We start from the raw sequence: 18220 nt of genomic DNA, 5'->3' as shown, positions 1-18220 counted from the left end.
CTCCTATCGCTCGCCGGTCTTCGCCGCCACCCGTAGCCGGGTCACGGTTGAGCTGTGCGGGGCGGGGAGCCGCAGGGGGCCCGCGCCCGGGGTGATGCTGCCGAGCAGCCGGTCGCCGCGGGCGCCGGTCGCCGACGGGAGGTTCCCCGGGACGCCGGACCACGTCAGCCAGCCGAGCAGAATGGTCAGGTATGCCTCTTTGCCCGCGCGGGGCAGCCCGTGGTCGTCACTGGTCTTCAGCGCCGTATCCGGCAGGTTCCTGGTGAGCGTGGCCATGAGCGCCGGGTTGTCGGCACCGCCGCCGGAGACGATCAGCGTGGCGATCGAGTGGCGACGGCATTCCGCGGCGATGGTCACGGCGGTCAGTTCGGTCAGCGTCGTCAAGAGGTCTTCCGCGCCGACCGGCGGGAGCCCGTCGAGCGCCTCGTCGAGATACGTGCCGTGGAACAGTTCCTTGCCGGTCGACTTCGGCGGCTCTGCCGCGTAGTACGGGTCGAGCAGGAGCTTCGCCAGCAGGTCGGGCCGTACGTTTCCGCGCAGGGCGAGCGCTCCGTCGACGTCGGCACGCAGTCCGGTGACGCGGTGTGCGGCGATGTCCATCAACGCGTTGCCAGGACCGGTGTCGTAGGCGAGGACGTCGCCGTCGGCGGGGACCACGGTGATGTTCGCGATCCCGCCGATGTTCAGCGCCGCGACCGGACCGGAAGCGGCCATTTCCCGTAACCACAACGCGTCCAGCGTGCTGGCGAGCGGTGCGCCGTGCCCGCCGGCGGCGACGTCCCGGACGCGCAGGTCGGCCACGACCGGCAGCCCGGTGCGTTCGGCGATCCACGCCGGGTTCCCCAGTTGCAGCGTCCCACGCGCGACGCCGTCTTCGATCCAGTGGAACACCGTCTGGCCCAGCGAGGCGACGACGTCCGCCTCGCCGCGGGCCAGTTCCTCGACCCCGCGAGCGGCCGCCTCGGCGAAGGCCTGGCCCACCAGGGTGTCGAGTTTCGTGAGCTGTTCGGCGTCGCAGGGGCTCGGCGGCAGGGCGGCGAGCAAGGCCTCGCGGAGCTCATCGGGATAAGGGACTTCCAGTTGGCCGAGCGGGGAGAGCACCACGGTGTCCCCGTCGGCGTGCAGTTCGGCGGCCGCCACGTCGATCCCGTCGATCGATGTGCCGGAGATGAGCCCGATCACCCGGACCCCAGTGCCGGAAGAAACCGTCATTCGGAGTGGTCTAGCCGTCGGTCCGGAGATCGCGCAAGCCGGACCGTTTCTTCTTGTCCGAAATGAGTCCTATCCAGTGGATGCTTGACAAGATCGGCTTCCTTCCCGTGGGGCGTCTGAGCGCGACGGGGTGCGGATGCGAGGATGGCGCCGTGTCGAGTACCCCCTGGTTCTGGATCGTTGTCGTTGCCGTCGTGGTCCTGGTCGCCGTTCTGGTGGCCGGGCTGTTCATCGCGCGCCGCCGCCGGATCAGCCTGGACGAGTCCAAGGCTGCCGATGTCGTCGAGAAGCCGAAGGGCGGCGGCTATACCGCGACCGGCGGGATCGCTCTCGCCCCCGGCGGCGAGAAGACCGAGGAAGAACCGGAACACCCGGTCGAGGATCGCCCGGAGACCGACGGGCAGCCCGCCGTCGGAGACGACGCGGCGGTGCCGAGGGATTCCGCGCAGCGCACGGTGCGCGACGTCGAACTCCCCGAGCCTGCCGAGGAAACCGCGCCCGCGCCCGCTCCCGCCGACGAGATCGCCCCGGCCTCCGGCCGCTTGGAGCGGCTGCGCGGCAGGCTGGGCAAGTCCCGTTCGGTGTTCGGGCAGAGCCTGCTCGGCCTGCTGGGCGCCGGTGATCTGGACGAGGATTCCTGGCAGGACGTCGAAGACACGCTGCTCATGGCGGACCTTGGTGCCGCGACGACCACCGAGATCGTCGAGCGTCTTCGTGACGAGCTGAAGCGCCGCGCGGTGCGGACCTCCGAGGAGGCGCGCGCGGTGTTGCAGGAGGTGCTGACCTCCGCCCTGTCGACCGACGCGGTCCGGGCCGTCCGCGCGCTGCCGCACACCGTCGACGGGGTGAAGCAGCCCGCCGTGGTGCTGGTCGCCGGGGTCAACGGCACCGGCAAGACGACCACCACCGGCAAACTCGCCCGGGTGCTCGTCGCGCAGGGGAGCACCGTGGTGCTCGGCGCGGCCGACACCTTCCGCGCCGCCGCGGCGGACCAGCTCCAGACGTGGGCGGAGCGGGTCGGCGCGGAGGTCGTGCGCGGCAAGGAAGGCGCGGACCCGGCGGCGGTCGCCTTCGACGCCGTCAAACGCGGCACCGAGGTGGGCGTGGACGCGGTCCTGATCGACACCGCCGGCCGTCTGCACACCAAGACCGGCCTGATGGACGAGCTGGGCAAGGTCAAGCGAGTCGTCGAGAAGCAGGCGAAGGTCGACGAGGTGCTGCTGGTGCTCGACGCCACCACCGGGCAGAACGGGCTGATGCAGGCTCGCGTGTTCTCGGAGGTCATCGACGTCACCGGCATCGTCCTGACCAAACTGGACGGCACCGCGAAGGGCGGCATCGTCTTCCAGGTGCAGCGCGAACTCGGCGTGCCGGTCAAGCTGGTCGGTCTCGGGGAGGGGCCGGACGATCTGGCGCCGTTCGAGCCGGGCGCGTTCGTCGAGGCTCTGCTCAGCAGCTAGCGGATGTCACTTGAGCTTGGCGACCAGGCTCAAACGGTGACCCCGTCCTTCGAAAGGGTCGATCCGAGCGAGTTCGCGATCCGCTGGACGACGGGCGCGATCCGCTCGACGGCTTCCATCGTGAGCCGTCCCGAAGGCCCGGACACCGAGACGGCCGCGGGCACCGGCGCGCCCGGCACCGCGACGGCCACGCATCGGACGCCCAGCTCCTGCTCGGCTTCGTCGAGTGCGTAACCCTGCTGGGCGATTTTCGCCAGCTCGCGCAGGAGCGCGTCCTGGTCGGTGAAGGTGTGCTCGGTGTAGGAGGGCATACCCGTCCTGGCGAGCAGCGCCGTGACGTCGTCGGACGGCAAATGCGCGAGCATCGCCTTCCCCACGCCGGTGCCGTGCGGCAGGAGACGCCGTCCGACCTCGGTGAACATCCGCATCGAGTGCTTCGAGGGCACCTGGGCGACGTACACGACCTCGTCCCGCTCCAGGACGGCGAGGTTCGCGGTCTCGCCGACCTCGTCGACCAGCTCCGCGAGCAGCGGCCGCGCCCACGAGCCGAACTGCATGCTGGCGTTCTCACCCAGCCGGATGAGGCGGGCGCCCAGCGCGTACCGGCGGTTGGTGTTCTGCCGGACGTAGCCCAGGTCCACCAGCGTCCTGATCAGCCGGTGGATGGTCGGCATCGGCAACCCGGACAGGGTCGCCAGCTCCGAAAGGCTGGCCTCCCCGCCGGTGTCCGCGAGATGCTCGAGGAGCTCGAAGGCCCGCTGAAGGGACTGGACGCCGCCGTCGCGCCCGTTCTTCTCCGCTGCCACCGTGGTACTCCTTACGTCGGCGTTGATGTTCCGCTATGCAGAAACTATAGTCCGTCATGTAAAACCGTAGGGACGTTATCTTTCCGAACTCGGGGTGTTACTCATGTCTGAAGCTCAGGTGCTCGGCGATCCGGTCGAGCGCGGGGACGAAATCCTCACGCCGGAGGCGCTCGCCTTCCTCGCCGGCCTGCACGAGGCCTTCGCCGCCCGCCGCGACGAGCTGCTGCAGGCCAGGAGCAAACGCCGCGAGGAGGCCAGGACCACCGGCAAACTCGACTTCCTGCCGGAGACCAAGGAGATCCGCGAGGGCGACTGGAAGGTCGCCGAGGCCCCGCCCGCGCTGCGCGACCGCCGTGTCGAGATCACCGGCCCCACCGACCGCAAGATGACCATCAACGCGCTGAACTCCGGCGCCAAGGTCTGGCTCGCCGACCTCGAGGACGCCAACACGCCGCACTGGGCGAACGTCGTCTCCGGTCAGGTCAACCTGTACGACGCGGTCCGCGAGACCATCACGCTGGAAAGCGGCGGCAAGAGCTACGCCCTGCGTGACGACGTCGAGCACGCGACCATCGTCGTCCGCCCGCGCGGCTGGCACCTTGACGAGCGCGGCCTGTCCTTCGGCGGGCGCCAGGCCGTCGGCGCGCTGGTCGACTTCGGCCTGCACTTCTTCCACAACGCGCAGGAACTGCTCAACCGCGGCAAGGGCCCGTACTTCTACCTGCCGAAGATGGAGAGCCACCTCGAAGCCCGGCTCTGGAACGACGTCTTCACCCACGCGGAGAAGACGCTCGGCATCGAGCACGGCACCGTCCGCGCGACCGTGCTGATCGAGACCATCCCGGCCGCGTTCGAGATGGAGGAGATCCTCTACGAACTGCGCGAACACGCTTCCGGTCTCAACGCCGGCCGCTGGGACTACCTGTTCAGCGTCATCAAGTACTTCCGCGACGCCGGCGAGAAGTTCGTCCTGCCGGACCGCAACTCGGTCACCATGACCGCGCCGTTCATGCGCGCGTACACCGAACTGCTGGTGCGCACCTGTCACAAGCGCGGCGCGTTCGCGATCGGCGGGATGGCCGCGTTCATCCCGAACCGCAAGGACCCGGAAGTCACCGCCGCGGCGCTCGACAAGGTCCGTGCCGACAAGAGCCGTGAGGCCGGCGACGGCTTCGACGGCTCCTGGGTCGCGCACCCCGGCATGGTGGACATCTGCCGCGAGGAGTTCGACAAGGTCCTCGGCGAGAAGCCGAACCAGCTCGACCGCACCCGCGACGAGGTGTCCGTCACCGCCGACCAGCTGCTCGACGCGGCTTCGACTCCGGGCAGCGCCACCGCGGCCGGGCTGCGTGCCGCCGTCGACGTCGGCATCCGCTACATCGCCTCCTGGCTGGGCGGCAACGGCGCGGCGGCCATCCACAACCTGATGGAGGACGCCGCCACCGCGGAGATCTCGCGTTCGCAGGTGTGGCAGTGGGTGCGCAACGGCACGCAGCTCGACACCGGCGACAAGGTCACCGAGGAGCTGGTGCGCGGTGTGCTGGCCGAGGTCCGCGGTGAACTCGCCGCCGAGATCAAGCCGGAGCTGCTGGAGCCCGCCGTCGAGCTGTTCGAGCAGGTCGCGCTCGCCGACGAGTTCCCGGACTTCCTGACCCTGCCCGCCTACGAACGGATCAAGTAGACAGATGGGGAACGGGCGGCTCACCGAGGACGTTTACACCGCCGCTGACGCGCGCCTCGCCAAGGCCGACGCGCGCGTCGCGGCCAAGTACCCCGGCGAGCCGCCCGGCCGTCAGCCCGTGCACACCGTGTACGTGCCCGCGTCGCAGTACAAGACGCGGCTCGTGGCGGACTGGGGCAAGCAGGCGCTGCGGGTCTTCGGTGAGCACGCCGACCAGCTTGGCCTGGACGCGGACATCGCCGACCGGGTCCGGACCAAACTGCTGACCGAGCCGATCGAGGATCTGCGGATCGACTTCGAGGACGGTCTCGGCAGGCCGGGCGACGACGAAGAGGACGCCATCGCGCTCGCCGCCGGGCGGACCCTGGCCGTCACAGGCGGCACACCGTTCGTCGGCATCCGGTTCAAGAGCTTCGAGCAGGCGACCCGCCGTCGCGGCATCCGCACGCTCGATCTCTTCCTGGCCGGGTTGCTGGAAAGCGGTCCGCTGCCGGAAGGTTTCGTCGTCACGCTGCCGAAGGTGACCGCCGTCGAACAGGTCGAAGTGGCGGCGGATGTCCTGGAGCGTCTCGAAGCCGCGTACGGGTTGCCGGAGGGCGCGCTGCGGTTCGAAGTCCAGATCGAGACGGCCCAGTCCATTGTGGACATCGACGGGACGGTGGCGGTCCCGAGGATCATCGAAGCCGCGCGCGGCCGGTGTTCGGGCCTGCACTACGGAACCTACGACTACAGTGCCGGGCTCGGGATCAGCGCCGAGTACCAGAGCATGGAACATCCGGCCGCCGATTTCGCCAAGCAGCTCATGCAGGTTTCGGCCGCGGGCACCGGGGTCCGGCTTTCCGACGGCTCGACGAACAAGCTGCCCGTCGGCGACGCGATCCTCCCTGCCTGGCGCGAACATCTGCGGCTGGTGCGGCGATCGCTGGAGCGAGGTTTCTACCAGGGCTGGGATCTGCATCCGCATCAGCTGCCGACCCGGTTCGCCGCGACGTACGCGTTCTTCCGCGAGGGTTTCCCGGCCGCGCTGGGCCGGTTGCGGGACTACGCGGACCAGACCGGGCGCGGTGTGCTCGACGAACCGGCGACCGCTCAGGCCTTGGCGAGTTTCTTGGTGCGCGGGCTGGATTGCGGAGCCGTGGACGTGGGGGAGCTTTCGTTCTCCCGGGCGGAATTGGACGGCTACGCGCGACGGACCGTGTGAGGAGCGGCTGAGCGAGCGCCTTTCGTGGCAGGCGTTCGCTCAGCCGCTGCTCGCCGGTGTCAGTCGGACTTCGCGACGAGCACCAGCATGGCGAGCTGGGCCGCGACCGTTCCCGCCGTCGCCCACGCCGGAAAGGTGGCCGGAACCACCTGCAACGTGAGCGCCGGGCCGAGTACGGCTCCGAGCACCAACAACGTGTTCAGGATCGTCGCGAGGAGCCGACGGGTTTCGGTGGCGGGCACCGCCGCTTCGGCCTTCAGCTCGGTCGTTTCGATCCTTATCCTGGCGAGCGGGGTCGGTGTCTCGTCCCAGCTCTGTACTGCTTCCACGGGCGCGGTCTCTCCCGGGCCCTCGATTTCGGCAGCCATGCGCATGCCCTTTCCGACCCAGTCAGGCGAGCCGGGATTGGCGCGTCAAGCTGGGGACCACTTTCATCGCGGAGGCGACTTCCCAGCCGCCTCCGTTTCCCCTCACATCTGCGGCTCGCGAACTTCCCTCCAGTTCGCACGCCGCGTTCCTCCTGCCAGACCGGCGAAGTGAGTGGTCGCACTTGCCGTCCGTCGCATGGACGGATGCCGATCCGGTTCGGCCCCGGAGGGCCGAGACCCACTGTAGGACCGTCGTGAGGAAGGCCGCAACCCATCTCGCACATTTTCGGTGTGGAAAGCGTGGTTAACATGTGTCCTCTGTGTCAGCATGGACAGGCGGCTCTTCGCCGCAGGGGAAGGGAGCGGATATGCCATCGGTCGAGGAGACCGCGACCGGCCGCCCCGCGGTGGTCGATCGCGTCAACGTCGCGCTGATCGCCGAGGCGGTCGACGCGCTGGGCAAACTGCAGGAGCGCACCGGATTGAAGAAGGTCGACCTGGTCAACCGCGCGCTGTTGGTCTACGAGTTCGTCGACGCGGAACTTCGCGCGGGCAAGCAGGTCGTGCTGCGGGATCCGGACGGCCAGGACCAGCTGGTCAAGATCTTTCTCTGAATCAGCCGTGATAGGCCGCGAGTACGTCGTCGAGTGAGAGGCGAACACCAGCACTCCGGAACGGCGGGCGAGGCCGGCCAGGCGTTCGCGGGCCTCGGTGAAGACCGGCAACAAGGAGGGGGCTGTGTGTTCCCATGGATGATGCGGCGCATCGGCGGCGGATCCTGATGGCTCAGGGCTATGAACGCGTGTATGTCGAGAATGAGTACTGGGATGGTCCAGTGTCAGGCGTGGCCGACGTGGATGGTGTGCCCAGTTATTTTCAGAGCGCGTATTTCGCGGGCGAGGATGAGGCGGATTCGGGTGAGTTCCTGATCTGGCCGATCGCCCGATCCACGCTCGAGGCGGAGATCGAGCATTACCTGATCTTCGCGGAGTGGCTGTGCAACGGCCAGGTCGGTCCCCATCCCGGTAGCCCGCCGAAGAATGTTCGCTTCGGCGAACTCGATGAGATCTTGGCGCCGCTGCGCAGAGTTCCGCGAACGCATCGGAGGAGGGTCGCGTCCTGGGCTTCCTTCGACGACGATCGTTACCGTCTCGACGGGCCTGGGTATCTGGTCCGGTGGAGCCAGAAATCACCGTGAGCGAACTTCGGTGGTTCTCGGGTTCCTTGGGATTCGCGTCTTGGGTGTGGGCGGTCCTTGTTTGTGTATTCGGGGCGGGTAGTGAAGGAGTCCTTCGCGGAGTGCCTGGGTGTGGGCATGCCGAGGGGCCCGTCGCCGGTGGCCGACGGGCTCCTTGGGGGTTCAGCGGTGGTGCAGGGTGTTGCGGCGGGGTTGCCGGAGCGGATCTCGATATTGGGGTGGGATGAATTCCGGTAACCCGTCGGTGGCCATGCGGACTTCCCAGTCGCCGTGGTGGATCAGCCGGTGGTGGAATCCGCAGAGCAGCACGAGATTCCGGAGATCCGTCGGCCCGCCGTCTGACCAGTGCACGATGTGGTGAGCGTGGCAATTCTTCGGTTTGCGATGACATCCGGGGAACGCGCAGCCACCGTCGCGGATGTTCAACGCCCGGCGTTGGCCCGGGGTGACGAACCGCCGCAGCCGCCCCACGTCGAGGGGCTCTCCGGCGGCGCTCATCACGACCGGCAGCATGAGGCAGTCGCAGGCGGCCAGCCGCGCTTCGCGGGCGGTCATTGTGCCGACGAAGTCCAGGCACGCGGTCCCGAGACCCGACTTCAGCTCCTCGAGGCCGATGGTGACGTTCACCAAGGTTCGGTAGCCGCTGGTGCCCGGCTGGTCCGGGCACGCGATCGCCAGGTCGAGGATGTCGACCCAGGCATCACCCATGCGCTCGCACTTCATCCGCAGGTCCGCCTGCCCGAATTCATCGACGGGCCGCGGCTTCGCATACGCCTCGAGAGCAGCCTTCGTCCGGGCACCGGTCTCGTCATCGAGCAACCCGGTCAGCTTCCAGAACCCGTCCTTGCGGCGCTCCAGGGTGATCTCCCGGCGCGGCTCCTTGGGTTCCGGATCCTTCGGCTCGTTCCCGTCGGGGTCCAGCAACCCGAGCAGGTTCGCCTCAGCCTCCGCCAGCTGGCGAGGACCGGCGTCCCGCGCGAGATTCGCGAGGATCTTCTCCGCGTTCGGCTGATCCTCAGCGGGGAGTTTCTTCAAGATCTCCAGGATCTGATCGATCCGCTCGTCTCCAACCAGACCCTCCGCGGCGACCGCGGCGGTGGCGGGTGCGGCAGGCGAAACTTCGGTGCCATCCAAGGCACGGGTCGGGTTCAACGCGAGCGCCCGCTTCACCACCGGACCTGCTTCACCGCGCGACAACCCCGCCACATCCGCAAACCACGCGGCCGTCGACCCGTAGCCGTACAAGTCCTTGACGCCCCGAGACTCGATCTCCGCCAAGTACCGCCCCAAACTGGCAGTGGCCATCCGAATCACCCGCAGAGACTGCTGCACACCATGGGCAAGCTCCAGCTTGCCGGCGCGCCACAACTCCTGCGGCAACTCGGGGAGCAAGGTCTCGGACACCCCTCAATAATACCGCAAAATAATCGAACATGCGTTCGTAATTTTAAGCGACAAGAGAAACGCGTGAACAACACTGAAGGGTGATCCGCTCAGGATGGCGTGAACACGCTGAGGCATCGAAAGCGCATCCGGGCTGGCGGGCTCAATTCCCGGTAAAACCGATAACGATCCATGTTGCTGGCAAAGCGCCCGAAGTCGGCCGCAATTAGTCGACTAATTGCGAAGGTCTCAAGCGACCGTTTTCGCATAACGCAGGCAAGGCACGGAAATCAGTCCCTCCGGGCCGGCGACCCGATTGTCGAACTCGCCCTCGTCGACCCACCCGCACCGCTCATAGAACCGCCGCGCCCGCGCGTTCCCCGGCGCGACGGCGAGCCAGGCGCGTGAATGCCCGCCGGTGCTCACCAGTCGTTCGGCTTCCGCGAGCAGTACTCCGGCCACTCCGCTCCCGCGGTGTTCCGAAGAAACGTAGACCTGTTCGACCTCGTCACCGACGACCATCACGAAACCGGCCACCTCGCCGTCCAGTGCGGCGACGGTCGTGTCGCCGATGCGGTCCGCGGCCCGCTCCCAGAACGATTCGCGGGTCCGGATCCGGACGAGAGCGTCGGGCACGTTGCCGAGATGTCCGTCCTGCCAGCCGTGGTACCAGATCTTCGCGACGGCGTCGGCGTCCGCGGGTGTCGCCGGTCGGATCGTCAAAGGCACGCGCGAAGTCTAGGAAACCAGCGCGCCGATCCGCCGCTCCACTTCCTCCGCGCTCGCGTTTCCGGAGACCAGCGTCACGATCCGTTCCCCGGGGAAGTCGGCCAGCAGGGTGGGATAGCCGGTGACACCCAATTCCCGTGCCCGCCGGAAATCGTCCGCGGCGGAGACCTGGTCCAGGGCGGCCTCGACGGCGTCCCCGTCCAGGCCTGCTCGCTGCGCGACCACGCGATAGGTCGAGGTCTCGGACAGGCTCAGCCCGTCGAGGTAGAAGGCCTCCTGTAGCAGCGCGGCGAGCCGCACCGCGCGGTCCGGCGCGACCTCGCGCAACGCGGCCATTCCGCAAGCGGCGGCCTCGGAGTCCATGACGAACTCCCCGTCCGCGATGAGCCGTTCGTAGCTCTCCCCGAACGGCGCGCCGGTCCGGCGGGTGATCTCGGCGTTGGCGCCCCGGACGTAGCCGAACTGCCGGATCGGGACGCGGCGCCCGCCGAGGAACAGGCCGCCGGACACCACTTCGACCGGCAGATCCGGATGCCGGTGCGCGACGTCGGCCATGGTGCGGGCGAACCCGTACGACCAGCCGCAGTACGCGTCGAAGACATAGATGAGCTTCATGACCGGACTCAACGATGTCTGACTGGTCAGATATTCCTACCGGAGTTTGGGGAGTGCGTCACGGGCCGAGTGGCTGAGCGTCCGGAGGTCCTGCGCGAACCGTTCGCGGTGGTCGGCGGGCAGCGGGTCGAGGAACAGCCGCTGGATGTTCTCGACGTGCACCCGCGCGGCGCGCACGGTCGTCTCCTCGCCTTGCTCGGTCAGCCGCACGAGTTGCACGCGACGGTCCTGAGCATCGGAAGAGCGGATGACGAGGCCGAGGGTGGTCATCCGGTCGACCAGCCTGGTCGCGCCACCCGTGGTCAGCACCTGCTCCTGCGCGATCGCGCGCATGCTCATCCCGGCTTCACCCGACCTGCCGACGATGAGCAGGACCTCGAACATCAGGTGCGAGATCCCGCATTCGGCCTCCAGCGCGCGGCCGAGCAGGTATTCGAGCCGGTTCGCGGCGCCCATCATCCGGCCGAAGGCGACCACGCGCGGGTCGTAGGCGGCTTCTTTCGCCGTGGTGATGCCCATTTTCAGCTCCCTGCCGACAAGGCCAAATAGACGTCGAGCTGTTCGGTGAACTCGGTCAGGTCGGTGCCGAGCAGTTCGCTCGCGCGCCCGATCCGGTATCGCAAGGTGTTGACGTGGACGTGCAGCGTCCGCGCCGCCCGCGTCGGCGAGCCGGAACATTCGAGGTAGACGCGCAGGGTGTGCACCAGATCGGTGCCCTGTTCGGCGTCGTAGCTCAGCAGCGGGCCCAGCACCCGCCGCCGCAACGCCGCCCGCAGGTCGTCGGGCGCGCCCGCCAGCAGCAGCCGGTGCATGCCGATCTCGCCGCCGGGGACGACCTCGATCGTGCCGGGTCGTTCCGCCGCCACGGCCAGCGCGTAGCGCGCGACCTCTTTCGCGCCTCGCAGCACGGAAACCGGAGAACGGTCGCTGACGCCGATCAGCACCCGGCGGCACGGCAACAGGGATTCGACGCCGGTCAGGGTGTCGGTCACCGTGGCAGGCCAGTCCTCCGGCCATTCGCCGTCGTCCTCGGCCAGCGCCCAGGTGGTCTCCCCGGCGGGGCCGACGAGCGCGCCCGGCGGCAGGAGTTCGGTCAGGATGCCGCGTGCCGCTTCGGATCCTTCGGTGCGCGCGACGACGACCCGCAGATCGCCGCGCAGCCCGGTCGCGGTCAGAGCCGCGTGCGGATCACTTCCCTCGTCGAGCGCGGCGAGCAGCGGTTCGAGCACCCTGTCGGTGACGGCGCGGACCTCGTCCGCCCGCGTGCGCGCGAGCCCGATCAGCCCGGCGAGTTCTTCGGCGATCTCCGCCTGCGAGGCGGTCAGCCTGCCGCCGATCGCGAGCAGCCACGGCAACGCGTGCCTGCCGCCGACAGGCCGGACGGAGACGTCGTCGGCTTCCAGGGAACGCCCGCCCGCGGCCACGAACCGGCGCACGAGATCCGACGGGGTGCCGACGGGCACCACCCAGCAAGGGAGGCCGATCTCGCCGCGCGCCCGCTCCAGAAGGGCCTCGACCGACGAGTCTTCCGTCGCGGCCGAAAGCAAACGCTTGCGCGCGCCTTCCGCGGCCGCGGCCAGTGCCAGGACGACGCGTTCGGTGACCACCGAGAACGACAGGTCCGCCGGCACCTCCAGCAACGGGATCCCATGGCGCGTACAGGCTTCGACGAGGTCTTCGGGGATGCCGTCGGAGTCGGCTCCGGACGCCGCCAGCGCCGCCGCCCCGGCCTTCGCGAGCGCCGCGACGAACGCCTCCGAGTCACCCGGCCCGCGCCACCACAGCAACCCGCTCAGGACGAGTTCGCCCGCCGACACGTACCGCCCGGGATCGGACAGTTCCGTGACGTAGATCCGGGACACCGGACGGTCGAGCAAAGCCGTCCCGGCGCGTACGCGCAAGCGCAGCCCGGGTAGCGCGAGCAGAGTTTTCACGGTCGTCATCAGGTTTGTAGGAAAGCACAAAACGACCCGGCCGTGCAGGGGCGATTTCATGCTTCGGCACCGTTGCCGCCATACGGGCACAGGGCGTCTACTGAGTCAGCCGTCACATATCGCCGCCGAACCGAGGAGCCCGAGAGTGGATTTCCTGCGCCCCAGCTCGCTGACCGAGGCGCTCGCCGTCAAGGCCGAGCGGCCCGACGCGGTGCCCATCGCGGGCGGCACGGACGTCATGGTGGAGCTCAACTTCGACCACCGCCGCCCGGACGCGCTGCTCGATCTCAACCGGGTTACCGAACTCGCCGAATGGACGGAGACCGACGGCAGGATCCGCCTCGGCGCCTCGGTGCCCTACGTCCGGGTGATCGCTGAGCTGGGTGAAGTTCTGCCCGCGCTGGCCATGGCGTCGCGCACCGTCGGCTCGCCGCAGATCCGCAACCGGGGCACCGTCGGCGGCAACCTCGGCGCCGCCTCGCCCGCGGGGGACACGCATCCCGTCCTGCTCGCGCTCGGCGCCGAGGTCGAAGCCGCGTCCGTCCGCGGCACCCGCCTGATCCCGGCCGAGGAGTTCTACCTCGGCGTCAAACGCAACGCCCTCGAACCCGACGAGCTGATCACCGCGGTGCACCTGCCCGCCGAGGCAGGCCCGCAGCAGTTCGCCAAGGTCGGGACGCGCAACGCGATGGTCATCGCGGTCTGCTCGTTCGCGCTGGCGCTGCACCTGGACACGCGCGAAATCCGCGCGGCCGTGGGTTCGGCGGCGCCGACCCCGCGCCGCGCGACCGCCGCCGAAGAGTTCCTCGTCGCTGAACTTCCTTGGGCCACCAAGGCTTCGATCACGGATTCCGTCAAACGCCGGTTCGGCGAGCTGGTCTCCCAGGCGGCGTCGCCGATCGACGACGTCCGCGGCAGCGCCGACTATCGCAAACACGCGCTGTCCGTCCTGGCGCGGCGAACGCTGACCTGGGCGTGGAACGACTTCCAGAAGGGTGAACGCGAGTGCGCGTGAACGTGACGATCAACGGCGAATCCCGCCAGGCCGACGACGTCTGGGAGGGCGAAAGCCTGCTGTACGTCCTCCGCGAGCGGCTCGGCCTCCCGGGCTCCAAGAATGCCTGTGAACAGGGCGAATGCGGCTCCTGCACGGTGTATCTCGACGACGTCCCGGTGTGCTCGTGCCTGGTCGCGGCCGGTCAGGTCGAAGGCCGCGAGGTCCGCACCGTCGAAGGGCTCGCCGAGGGCGACAAGCTGGATCGCGTCCAGCAGTCCTTTGTGGACGCCGGTGCCGTCCAATGTGGCTTCTGCACGCCGGGCCTCGTGGTCGCGGCGCACGATCTGCTCAACCGCGTCGAGAACCCCGCCGACGAGGAGATTCGTGAGGCACTGGCGGGGAACCTCTGCCGGTGTACCGGATACGAAAAGATCCTCGACGCCGTCCGGCTGGCCGCGACCAGGGGAGAGACCCCGTGAAGACCGTCATCGAGAACGCCGCGATCGCCACGGTCGACGGAGCGGGCACCGAGCACGCCTCCGGCCACGTCGTCATCGAGAACGACCGGATCGCGGCGGTCGGCCCGGGGAAGGCGCCCGACGGCGAGTACGACGAACGCGTCGACGGCTCCGGCTGCCTGGTCACACCCGGTCTGATCAACACCCACCACCATCTCTACCAGTGGGCCACGCGCGGCCTCGCCGCCGACCACACGCTCTTCGAGTGGCTGGTCGCGCTGTACCCGATCTGGGGCAGGCTCGACGCCGAGATCACGCACGCGGCGGCCACGGCAGGCCTGACGCGGCTGGCGACCACCGGCTGCACCACGGTCGCCGACCACCACTACGTCTTCCCGCGCGACGGTGGTGACCAGGTCGAAGCCCTCGCCGCCGCCCGGATCCGGGTCGGCGTGCGGCTGCACGTCGTGCGCGGCTCGATGGACCGGGGCGAGTCCCAGGGCGGGCTACCGCCGGACAACCTCGTCGAGGAGACCGAAGTCGCGCTGCTCGGCACCGAGGCCGCGATCGAGCGGTTCCACGACGCCTCCGCGGGCGCCCATCTGCAGATCGCGGCCGGCCCGTGTTCGCCGTTCTCGGTGAGCGAGCGGCTGATGACCGGCGCGGCGGAATTGGCGCGCCGCAAGGGCGTCCGGCTCCATACGCACCTCGCCGAGACAGTCGACGAGGAGAAGCAGTGCCTCGCCGAAGTCGGCTGCACCCCGGCCGAGTACGCCGACAAACTCGGCTGGCTCGCCGACGACGTCTGGCTCGCGCACTCGATCCACCTCGCCCCGGAGGCGATCCGGCGGATGGGTGCCACCGGTACCGGCGCGGCGCATTGTCCGACGTCCAACGGGCGTCTCGGCGCCGGGATCGCCCCGGTCCGGCAGCTGCTCGACGCCGGAGTGCCGGTCGGGCTCGGCGTAGACGGTGCCGCGTCCAACGAATCCGGTGGCCTGGGCGAGGAACTGCACCAGTCGTTGCTCCAGGCCCGCCAGCGCGGCGGACCCCGTGCGCTGACCACACGCGAGGCGTTGTGGATGGGCACGATGGGCGGAGCGCGCTGCCTCGGTCGTCAGAAGGACCTGGGATCGATCGAGGTGGGCAAGCTCGCCGACCTCGCGGTCTGGAACCTGAACGGCCTGGACTACGCCGGGATCACCGACCCGGTCGCCGCTCTGGTGCTCGGCACGACCCCACCGGTCGAGCGGTTGTACGTCGGCGGCGCGACCGTCGTCGAGGGCGGAACGCTGCGCGACGAATCCGAAGACGAGATCGCCCGTGAGCTGGCCGTGGCCAGTGCGCGGCTGAGGGAGACGGTATGACCACCACTGAAGTCTCCAAGCAGACCACCGGCAACGGGGTGGGGACGAGCCCGCAACGGCCCGACGGCACGGTCAAGGTCCGCGGCGAATTCGCCTACTCCTCGGATCTGTGGCACGAGGACATGCTGTGGGGCGCGACGTTGCGCAGCCCGCATCCCTACGCGCGGATCACCGGCCTCGACATCACCGAAGCCCTTGCGGTACAAGGGGTGTACGCGGTGTTGACCCACGAAGACGTGCCCGGCGTGAACAAGTACGGCCTGGAGCACGCGGATCAGCCGGTGCTCGCCGTCGACGTCGTGCGCTACCAGGGCGAGCCCGTCGCGCTCGTCGCCGCGGACCATCCCGAGACCGCGCGCCGCGCGATGAAGCGGATCAAGGTCTCCTACGAGGTCCTCGAACCGGTGACGGATTCCGAGAAGGCCGCCGCCGGCGAGGGAGCCGAGCTGCACCCCGGCGGGAACGTCGTGCGGTACGCGAAGATCCGGCACGGCGACCAGTCGGTGAAGGCTGACGTCGTGGTGTCCGGGGTCTACGAGGTCGGCATGCAGGACCAGGCCTTCCTCGGGCCGGAGTCCGGCATGGCGATCCCGGACACCGAAGGTGGTGTCGATCTTTACGTGGCCACGCAGTGGCTTCACGTCGACCAGCAGCAGATCGTGGCCGCGCTGGGGCTGCCCAAGGAGAAGGTGCGGCTGACGCTGGGCGGGGTCGGCGGCGCGTTCGGCGGCCGCGAGGACCTCTCGATCCAGGTCCACGCGTGTTTGCTGGCGCTGCACACCGGCAAGCCGGTGAAGATGGTCTACAACCGCGAGGAATCCTTCTACGGTCACGTGCACCGCCACCCGGCGAAGATGTACTACGAGCACGGGGCCGACAAGGACGGCCGCCTCGTCTATGTCCGGGCGAAGCTGTACCTGGACGGCGGCGCGTACGCCTCGTCCACCGGCGCGGTGGTCGCGAACGCCGCCACCCTCGGCGTCGGACCGTACAATGTGGACAGTGCTTCGGTCGACTGCTGGGGTGTGTACACCAACAACCCGCCTTGTGGCGCGATGCGCGGCTTCGGCGCGGTGCAGGCGGGCTTCGCCTACGAGTCCCAAATGGACAACCTCGCCGAAGCCTGCGGCCTCGACCCGGTCGACATCCGGATCCGCAACGCGATGGCCGAAGGCAGCGTCATGCCGACCGGGCAGATCGTCGACTCGGCCGCCCCGGTCGCCGAGCTGCTGGAACGCCTGCGCGCCAAGCCGTTGCCGGTCACGCACGAGGAACTCGACCTGCGCCGCATGCCCGGCGGCGTCTCCAACACCACGCACGGCGAGGGCGTCGTCCGCGGTGTCGGCTACGCGGTCGGCATCAAGAACATCTGTTTCTCCGAGGGCTTCGACGACTACTCGACCGCCCGTGTGCGGCTGCAACTCGTCGGCGGCGAACCCGCGGCGACCGTGCACACCGCCGCCTGCGAGGTCGGCCAGGGCCTGGTCACGATCATGCAGCAGATCGTGCGGACCGAACTCGGCATCGACCAGGTGACGATCCTGCCGATGGACACGAATATCGGCAACGGCGGTTCGACGTCGGCCTCCCGGCAGAGTTACGTCACCGGTGGCGCCGTCCAGGCGGCGTGCGCCGCGGTGCGATCCGGGCTGCACAAGCATCTGGCGGGCAAACTCGCCGCGGACGGGAAGCTGAGCGTCGTCGCGAACAAGGTCGTCTCCGCCGACGGCAGCGTGCTCGCGGACCTCGCCGACGTCCTCGGCGACGAGGTGTTCGACGAGACCGTGGAATGGCGGCACCGGCCGACCGTGCCCATCGATCCCGAGACAGGGCAAGGGAACGCGCACGTCCAGTACGGCTTCGCGGCACACCGCGCGGTCGTGGACGTCGACACCGAACTCGGCCTGATCAAGGTCGTCGCGCTCGACTGCGCGCAGGACGTCGGCAAGGCGCTCAACCCGCAGGCGGTGCTCGGCCAGATCCAGGGCGGTTCCGCGCAGGGGCTCGGGCTCGCGGTGATGGAGGAGATCCAGACCGACGGCGGGAAGATCCGCAACCCGTCGTTCACCGACTACCTTATTCCGACGGTGCTGGACATGCCGCCGATGGACATCGACGTCCTCGAACGGCCCGACCCCAACGCGCCGTATGGTCTGCGCGGGGTCGGGGAACCGCCGACGATCTCGTCCACCCCGGCGATCGTCGCGGCCATCCGCGCGGCCACCGGGCTCGCGCTGCCCCGCGTCCCGGTGCGCCCGGAGCACCTCACCGGCACCTGATATCCGTACTTTTCCGAGCTAGGAGCACATCCGTGGGTACCCGTCTGTCCATTTCGGAGTCCGACGAGCAGAAATGGCTCGCCGAAGCCGTCCAGCTGGCCACCTCGAACGTCGAGCGCGGCGGCGGACCGTTCGGCGCGATGATCGTCCGGGACGGTTCGGTGCTGGCCACCGGGACCAACCAGGTGACGCCGACGCTGGACCCGACGGCGCACGCCGAGGTGGTCGCGATCCGCGCGGCCTGCCAGGCGATCGGCGACTACAAACTCGACGGCTGCGTCCTCGTGACCTCCTGCGAGCCCTGCCCGCTCTGCCTTTCCGCCGCGCTCTGGGCACGCGTCGGCAAGGTCGTCTACGCCGCGGACCGCCACGACGCGGCCGAGGCGGGTTTCGACGACCGCGAGTTCTACGACCTCTTTTCCCGCCCGCGCGAGACCTGGTCACTACCCGTCGGCCAACTGTCCCTTCCGGACTCTTTCGCGCCTTTCCAGGCCTGGCTGTCGAAACCCGACAAGAAGGCTTACTGAGCGAA

At 69.1% G+C, this 18220-nt stretch carries 18 protein-coding genes; 10 read left to right on the top strand and 8 right to left on the bottom strand.

The genetic code is table 11. The features are described from left to right. Positions 1 to 3: 3 nt before the first annotated feature. Positions 4 to 1212, bottom strand: a complete 1209-nt coding sequence (locus ACFVM3_RS09680) for an anhydro-N-acetylmuramic acid kinase (RefSeq protein ID WP_378437224.1) — start codon at positions 1210 to 1212, stop codon at positions 4 to 6. Positions 1213 to 1364: 152 nt separating this feature from the next. Between ACFVM3_RS09680 and ftsY the strand changes: the two genes are divergently transcribed. Continuing rightward, a complete protein-coding gene (gene ftsY, locus ACFVM3_RS09675) occupies positions 1365 to 2672 on the top strand; it encodes a signal recognition particle-docking protein FtsY (RefSeq protein WP_378437222.1) in 1308 nt (435 codons plus the stop codon). Positions 2673 to 2701: 29 nt separating this feature from the next. Here the strand turns inward: ftsY and ACFVM3_RS09670 are convergent, their stop codons facing one another. After that, positions 2702 to 3478, bottom strand: a complete 777-nt coding sequence (locus ACFVM3_RS09670) for an IclR family transcriptional regulator (RefSeq protein ID WP_126733446.1) — start codon at positions 3476 to 3478, stop codon at positions 2702 to 2704. A 103-nt stretch (positions 3479 to 3581) separates the two neighbouring features. Between ACFVM3_RS09670 and aceB the strand changes: the two genes are divergently transcribed. Together aceB and ACFVM3_RS09660 are read left to right on the top strand one after the other, a co-directional pair. Further along, entirely contained in the window at positions 3582 to 5159 is a 1578-nt protein-coding gene (gene aceB, locus ACFVM3_RS09665; RefSeq protein WP_378437220.1) for a malate synthase A, read from the top strand. A 4-nt stretch (positions 5160 to 5163) separates the two neighbouring features. Then, positions 5164 to 6360, top strand: coding sequence for a DUF6986 family protein (locus ACFVM3_RS09660; protein ID WP_378437218.1), 1197 nt, complete (start codon positions 5164 to 5166; stop codon positions 6358 to 6360). 59 nt (positions 6361 to 6419) lie between these two features. Here the strand turns inward: ACFVM3_RS09660 and ACFVM3_RS09655 are convergent, their stop codons facing one another. Further along, the gene (locus ACFVM3_RS09655) at positions 6420 to 6728 is read right to left on the bottom strand and encodes a hypothetical protein (protein WP_378437217.1); all 309 of its coding nucleotides are present in this window, start codon (positions 6726 to 6728) and stop codon (positions 6420 to 6422) included. A gap of 368 nt (positions 6729 to 7096) precedes the next feature. Here ACFVM3_RS09655 and ACFVM3_RS09650 point away from each other — a divergent pair, with 368 nt between their 5' ends. Together ACFVM3_RS09650 and ACFVM3_RS09645 are read left to right on the top strand one after the other, a co-directional pair. Then, positions 7097 to 7342: a hypothetical protein gene (locus ACFVM3_RS09650; protein WP_340687303.1), complete on the top strand. Its 246-nt coding sequence runs from the start codon at positions 7097 to 7099 to the stop codon at positions 7340 to 7342. 134 nt (positions 7343 to 7476) lie between these two features. Beyond that, positions 7477 to 7926, top strand: coding sequence for a hypothetical protein (locus tag ACFVM3_RS09645; RefSeq protein ID WP_378437215.1), 450 nt, complete (start codon positions 7477 to 7479; stop codon positions 7924 to 7926). A gap of 162 nt (positions 7927 to 8088) precedes the next feature. On the opposite strand, the gene ACFVM3_RS09640 is transcribed toward ACFVM3_RS09645, so the two are convergent. From ACFVM3_RS09640 to ACFVM3_RS09620, 5 genes are all read right to left on the bottom strand, one after another. Beyond that, a complete protein-coding gene (locus ACFVM3_RS09640) occupies positions 8089 to 9330 on the bottom strand; it encodes a DUF222 domain-containing protein (protein ID WP_378437214.1) in 1242 nt (413 codons plus the stop codon). Between the two features lie 228 nt (positions 9331 to 9558). Then, positions 9559 to 10038, bottom strand: coding sequence for a GNAT family N-acetyltransferase (locus ACFVM3_RS09635; protein WP_378437212.1), 480 nt, complete (start codon positions 10036 to 10038; stop codon positions 9559 to 9561). Between the two features lie 9 nt (positions 10039 to 10047). Beyond that, a complete protein-coding gene (locus ACFVM3_RS09630) occupies positions 10048 to 10653 on the bottom strand; it encodes a DsbA family protein (protein ID WP_378437210.1) in 606 nt (201 codons plus the stop codon). Between the two features lie 36 nt (positions 10654 to 10689). Further along, positions 10690 to 11172 (bottom strand): MarR family winged helix-turn-helix transcriptional regulator, encoded by a 483-nt coding sequence (locus ACFVM3_RS09625; RefSeq protein ID WP_378437208.1) that lies wholly within the window; start codon positions 11170 to 11172, stop codon positions 10690 to 10692. A gap of 2 nt (positions 11173 to 11174) precedes the next feature. After that, the gene (locus ACFVM3_RS09620) at positions 11175 to 12596 is read right to left on the bottom strand and encodes a PucR family transcriptional regulator (RefSeq protein WP_378437206.1); all 1422 of its coding nucleotides are present in this window, start codon (positions 12594 to 12596) and stop codon (positions 11175 to 11177) included. A gap of 136 nt (positions 12597 to 12732) precedes the next feature. On the opposite strand from ACFVM3_RS09620, the gene ACFVM3_RS09615 reads away from it, so the two are divergent. The 5 genes from ACFVM3_RS09615 to ACFVM3_RS09595 are packed head-to-tail and all read left to right on the top strand — an operon-like array spanning position 12733 to position 18215. Further along, complete coding sequence (locus tag ACFVM3_RS09615) at positions 12733 to 13602, top strand: FAD binding domain-containing protein (RefSeq protein WP_378437205.1); 870 nt, start codon at positions 12733 to 12735, stop codon at positions 13600 to 13602. Then, entirely contained in the window at positions 13593 to 14063 is a 471-nt protein-coding gene (locus ACFVM3_RS09610; protein ID WP_378437203.1) for a (2Fe-2S)-binding protein, read from the top strand. Before ACFVM3_RS09615 ends, ACFVM3_RS09610 begins: the two co-directional genes overlap by 10 nt. Next, positions 14060 to 15409 (top strand): 8-oxoguanine deaminase, encoded by a 1350-nt coding sequence (locus tag ACFVM3_RS09605; RefSeq protein ID WP_378437201.1) that lies wholly within the window; start codon positions 14060 to 14062, stop codon positions 15407 to 15409. Before ACFVM3_RS09610 ends, ACFVM3_RS09605 begins: the two co-directional genes overlap by 4 nt. Continuing rightward, the gene (gene pucD / locus ACFVM3_RS09600; protein WP_378437199.1) at positions 15406 to 17688 is read left to right on the top strand and encodes a xanthine dehydrogenase subunit D; all 2283 of its coding nucleotides are present in this window, start codon (positions 15406 to 15408) and stop codon (positions 17686 to 17688) included. The genes ACFVM3_RS09605 and pucD overlap by 4 nt, the downstream gene beginning before the upstream one ends. Before the next feature lie 32 nt (positions 17689 to 17720). After that, positions 17721 to 18215: a nucleoside deaminase gene (locus ACFVM3_RS09595; RefSeq protein ID WP_192740924.1), complete on the top strand. Its 495-nt coding sequence runs from the start codon at positions 17721 to 17723 to the stop codon at positions 18213 to 18215. The last annotated feature ends 5 nt before the right edge of the window (positions 18216 to 18220 follow it).

This window comes from Amycolatopsis sp. NPDC057786 (assembly GCF_042797905.1).
Classification (GTDB): Bacteria; Actinomycetota; Actinomycetes; order Mycobacteriales; family Pseudonocardiaceae; genus Amycolatopsis.
This window is presented reverse-complemented; position numbering and strand designations above follow the sequence as displayed.

Excerpts from the sequence above, each read along its gene's own strand:
- ACFVM3_RS09680 (WP_378437224.1), bottom strand. The coding sequence starts at position 1,212 with ATGACGGTTTCTTCCGGCACTGGGGTCCGGGTGATCGGGCTCATCTCC.
- ACFVM3_RS09620 (WP_378437206.1), bottom strand. The coding sequence starts at position 12,596 with ATGACGACCGTGAAAACTCTGCTCGCGCTACCCGGGCTGCGCTTGCGC.
- ACFVM3_RS09625 (WP_378437208.1), bottom strand. The coding sequence starts at position 11,172 with ATGGGCATCACCACGGCGAAAGAAGCCGCCTACGACCCGCGCGTGGTC.
- ACFVM3_RS09630 (WP_378437210.1), bottom strand. The coding sequence starts at position 10,653 with ATGAAGCTCATCTATGTCTTCGACGCGTACTGCGGCTGGTCGTACGGG.
- aceB (WP_378437220.1), top strand. The coding sequence starts at position 3,582 with ATGTCTGAAGCTCAGGTGCTCGGCGATCCGGTCGAGCGCGGGGACGAA.
- ACFVM3_RS09645 (WP_378437215.1), top strand. The coding sequence starts at position 7,477 with ATGGATGATGCGGCGCATCGGCGGCGGATCCTGATGGCTCAGGGCTAT.
- pucD (WP_378437199.1), top strand. The coding sequence starts at position 15,406 with ATGACCACCACTGAAGTCTCCAAGCAGACCACCGGCAACGGGGTGGGG.
- ACFVM3_RS09660 (WP_378437218.1), top strand. The coding sequence starts at position 5,164 with ATGGGGAACGGGCGGCTCACCGAGGACGTTTACACCGCCGCTGACGCG.
- ACFVM3_RS09650 (WP_340687303.1), top strand. The coding sequence starts at position 7,097 with ATGCCATCGGTCGAGGAGACCGCGACCGGCCGCCCCGCGGTGGTCGAT.
- ACFVM3_RS09655 (WP_378437217.1), bottom strand. The coding sequence starts at position 6,728 with ATGGCTGCCGAAATCGAGGGCCCGGGAGAGACCGCGCCCGTGGAAGCA.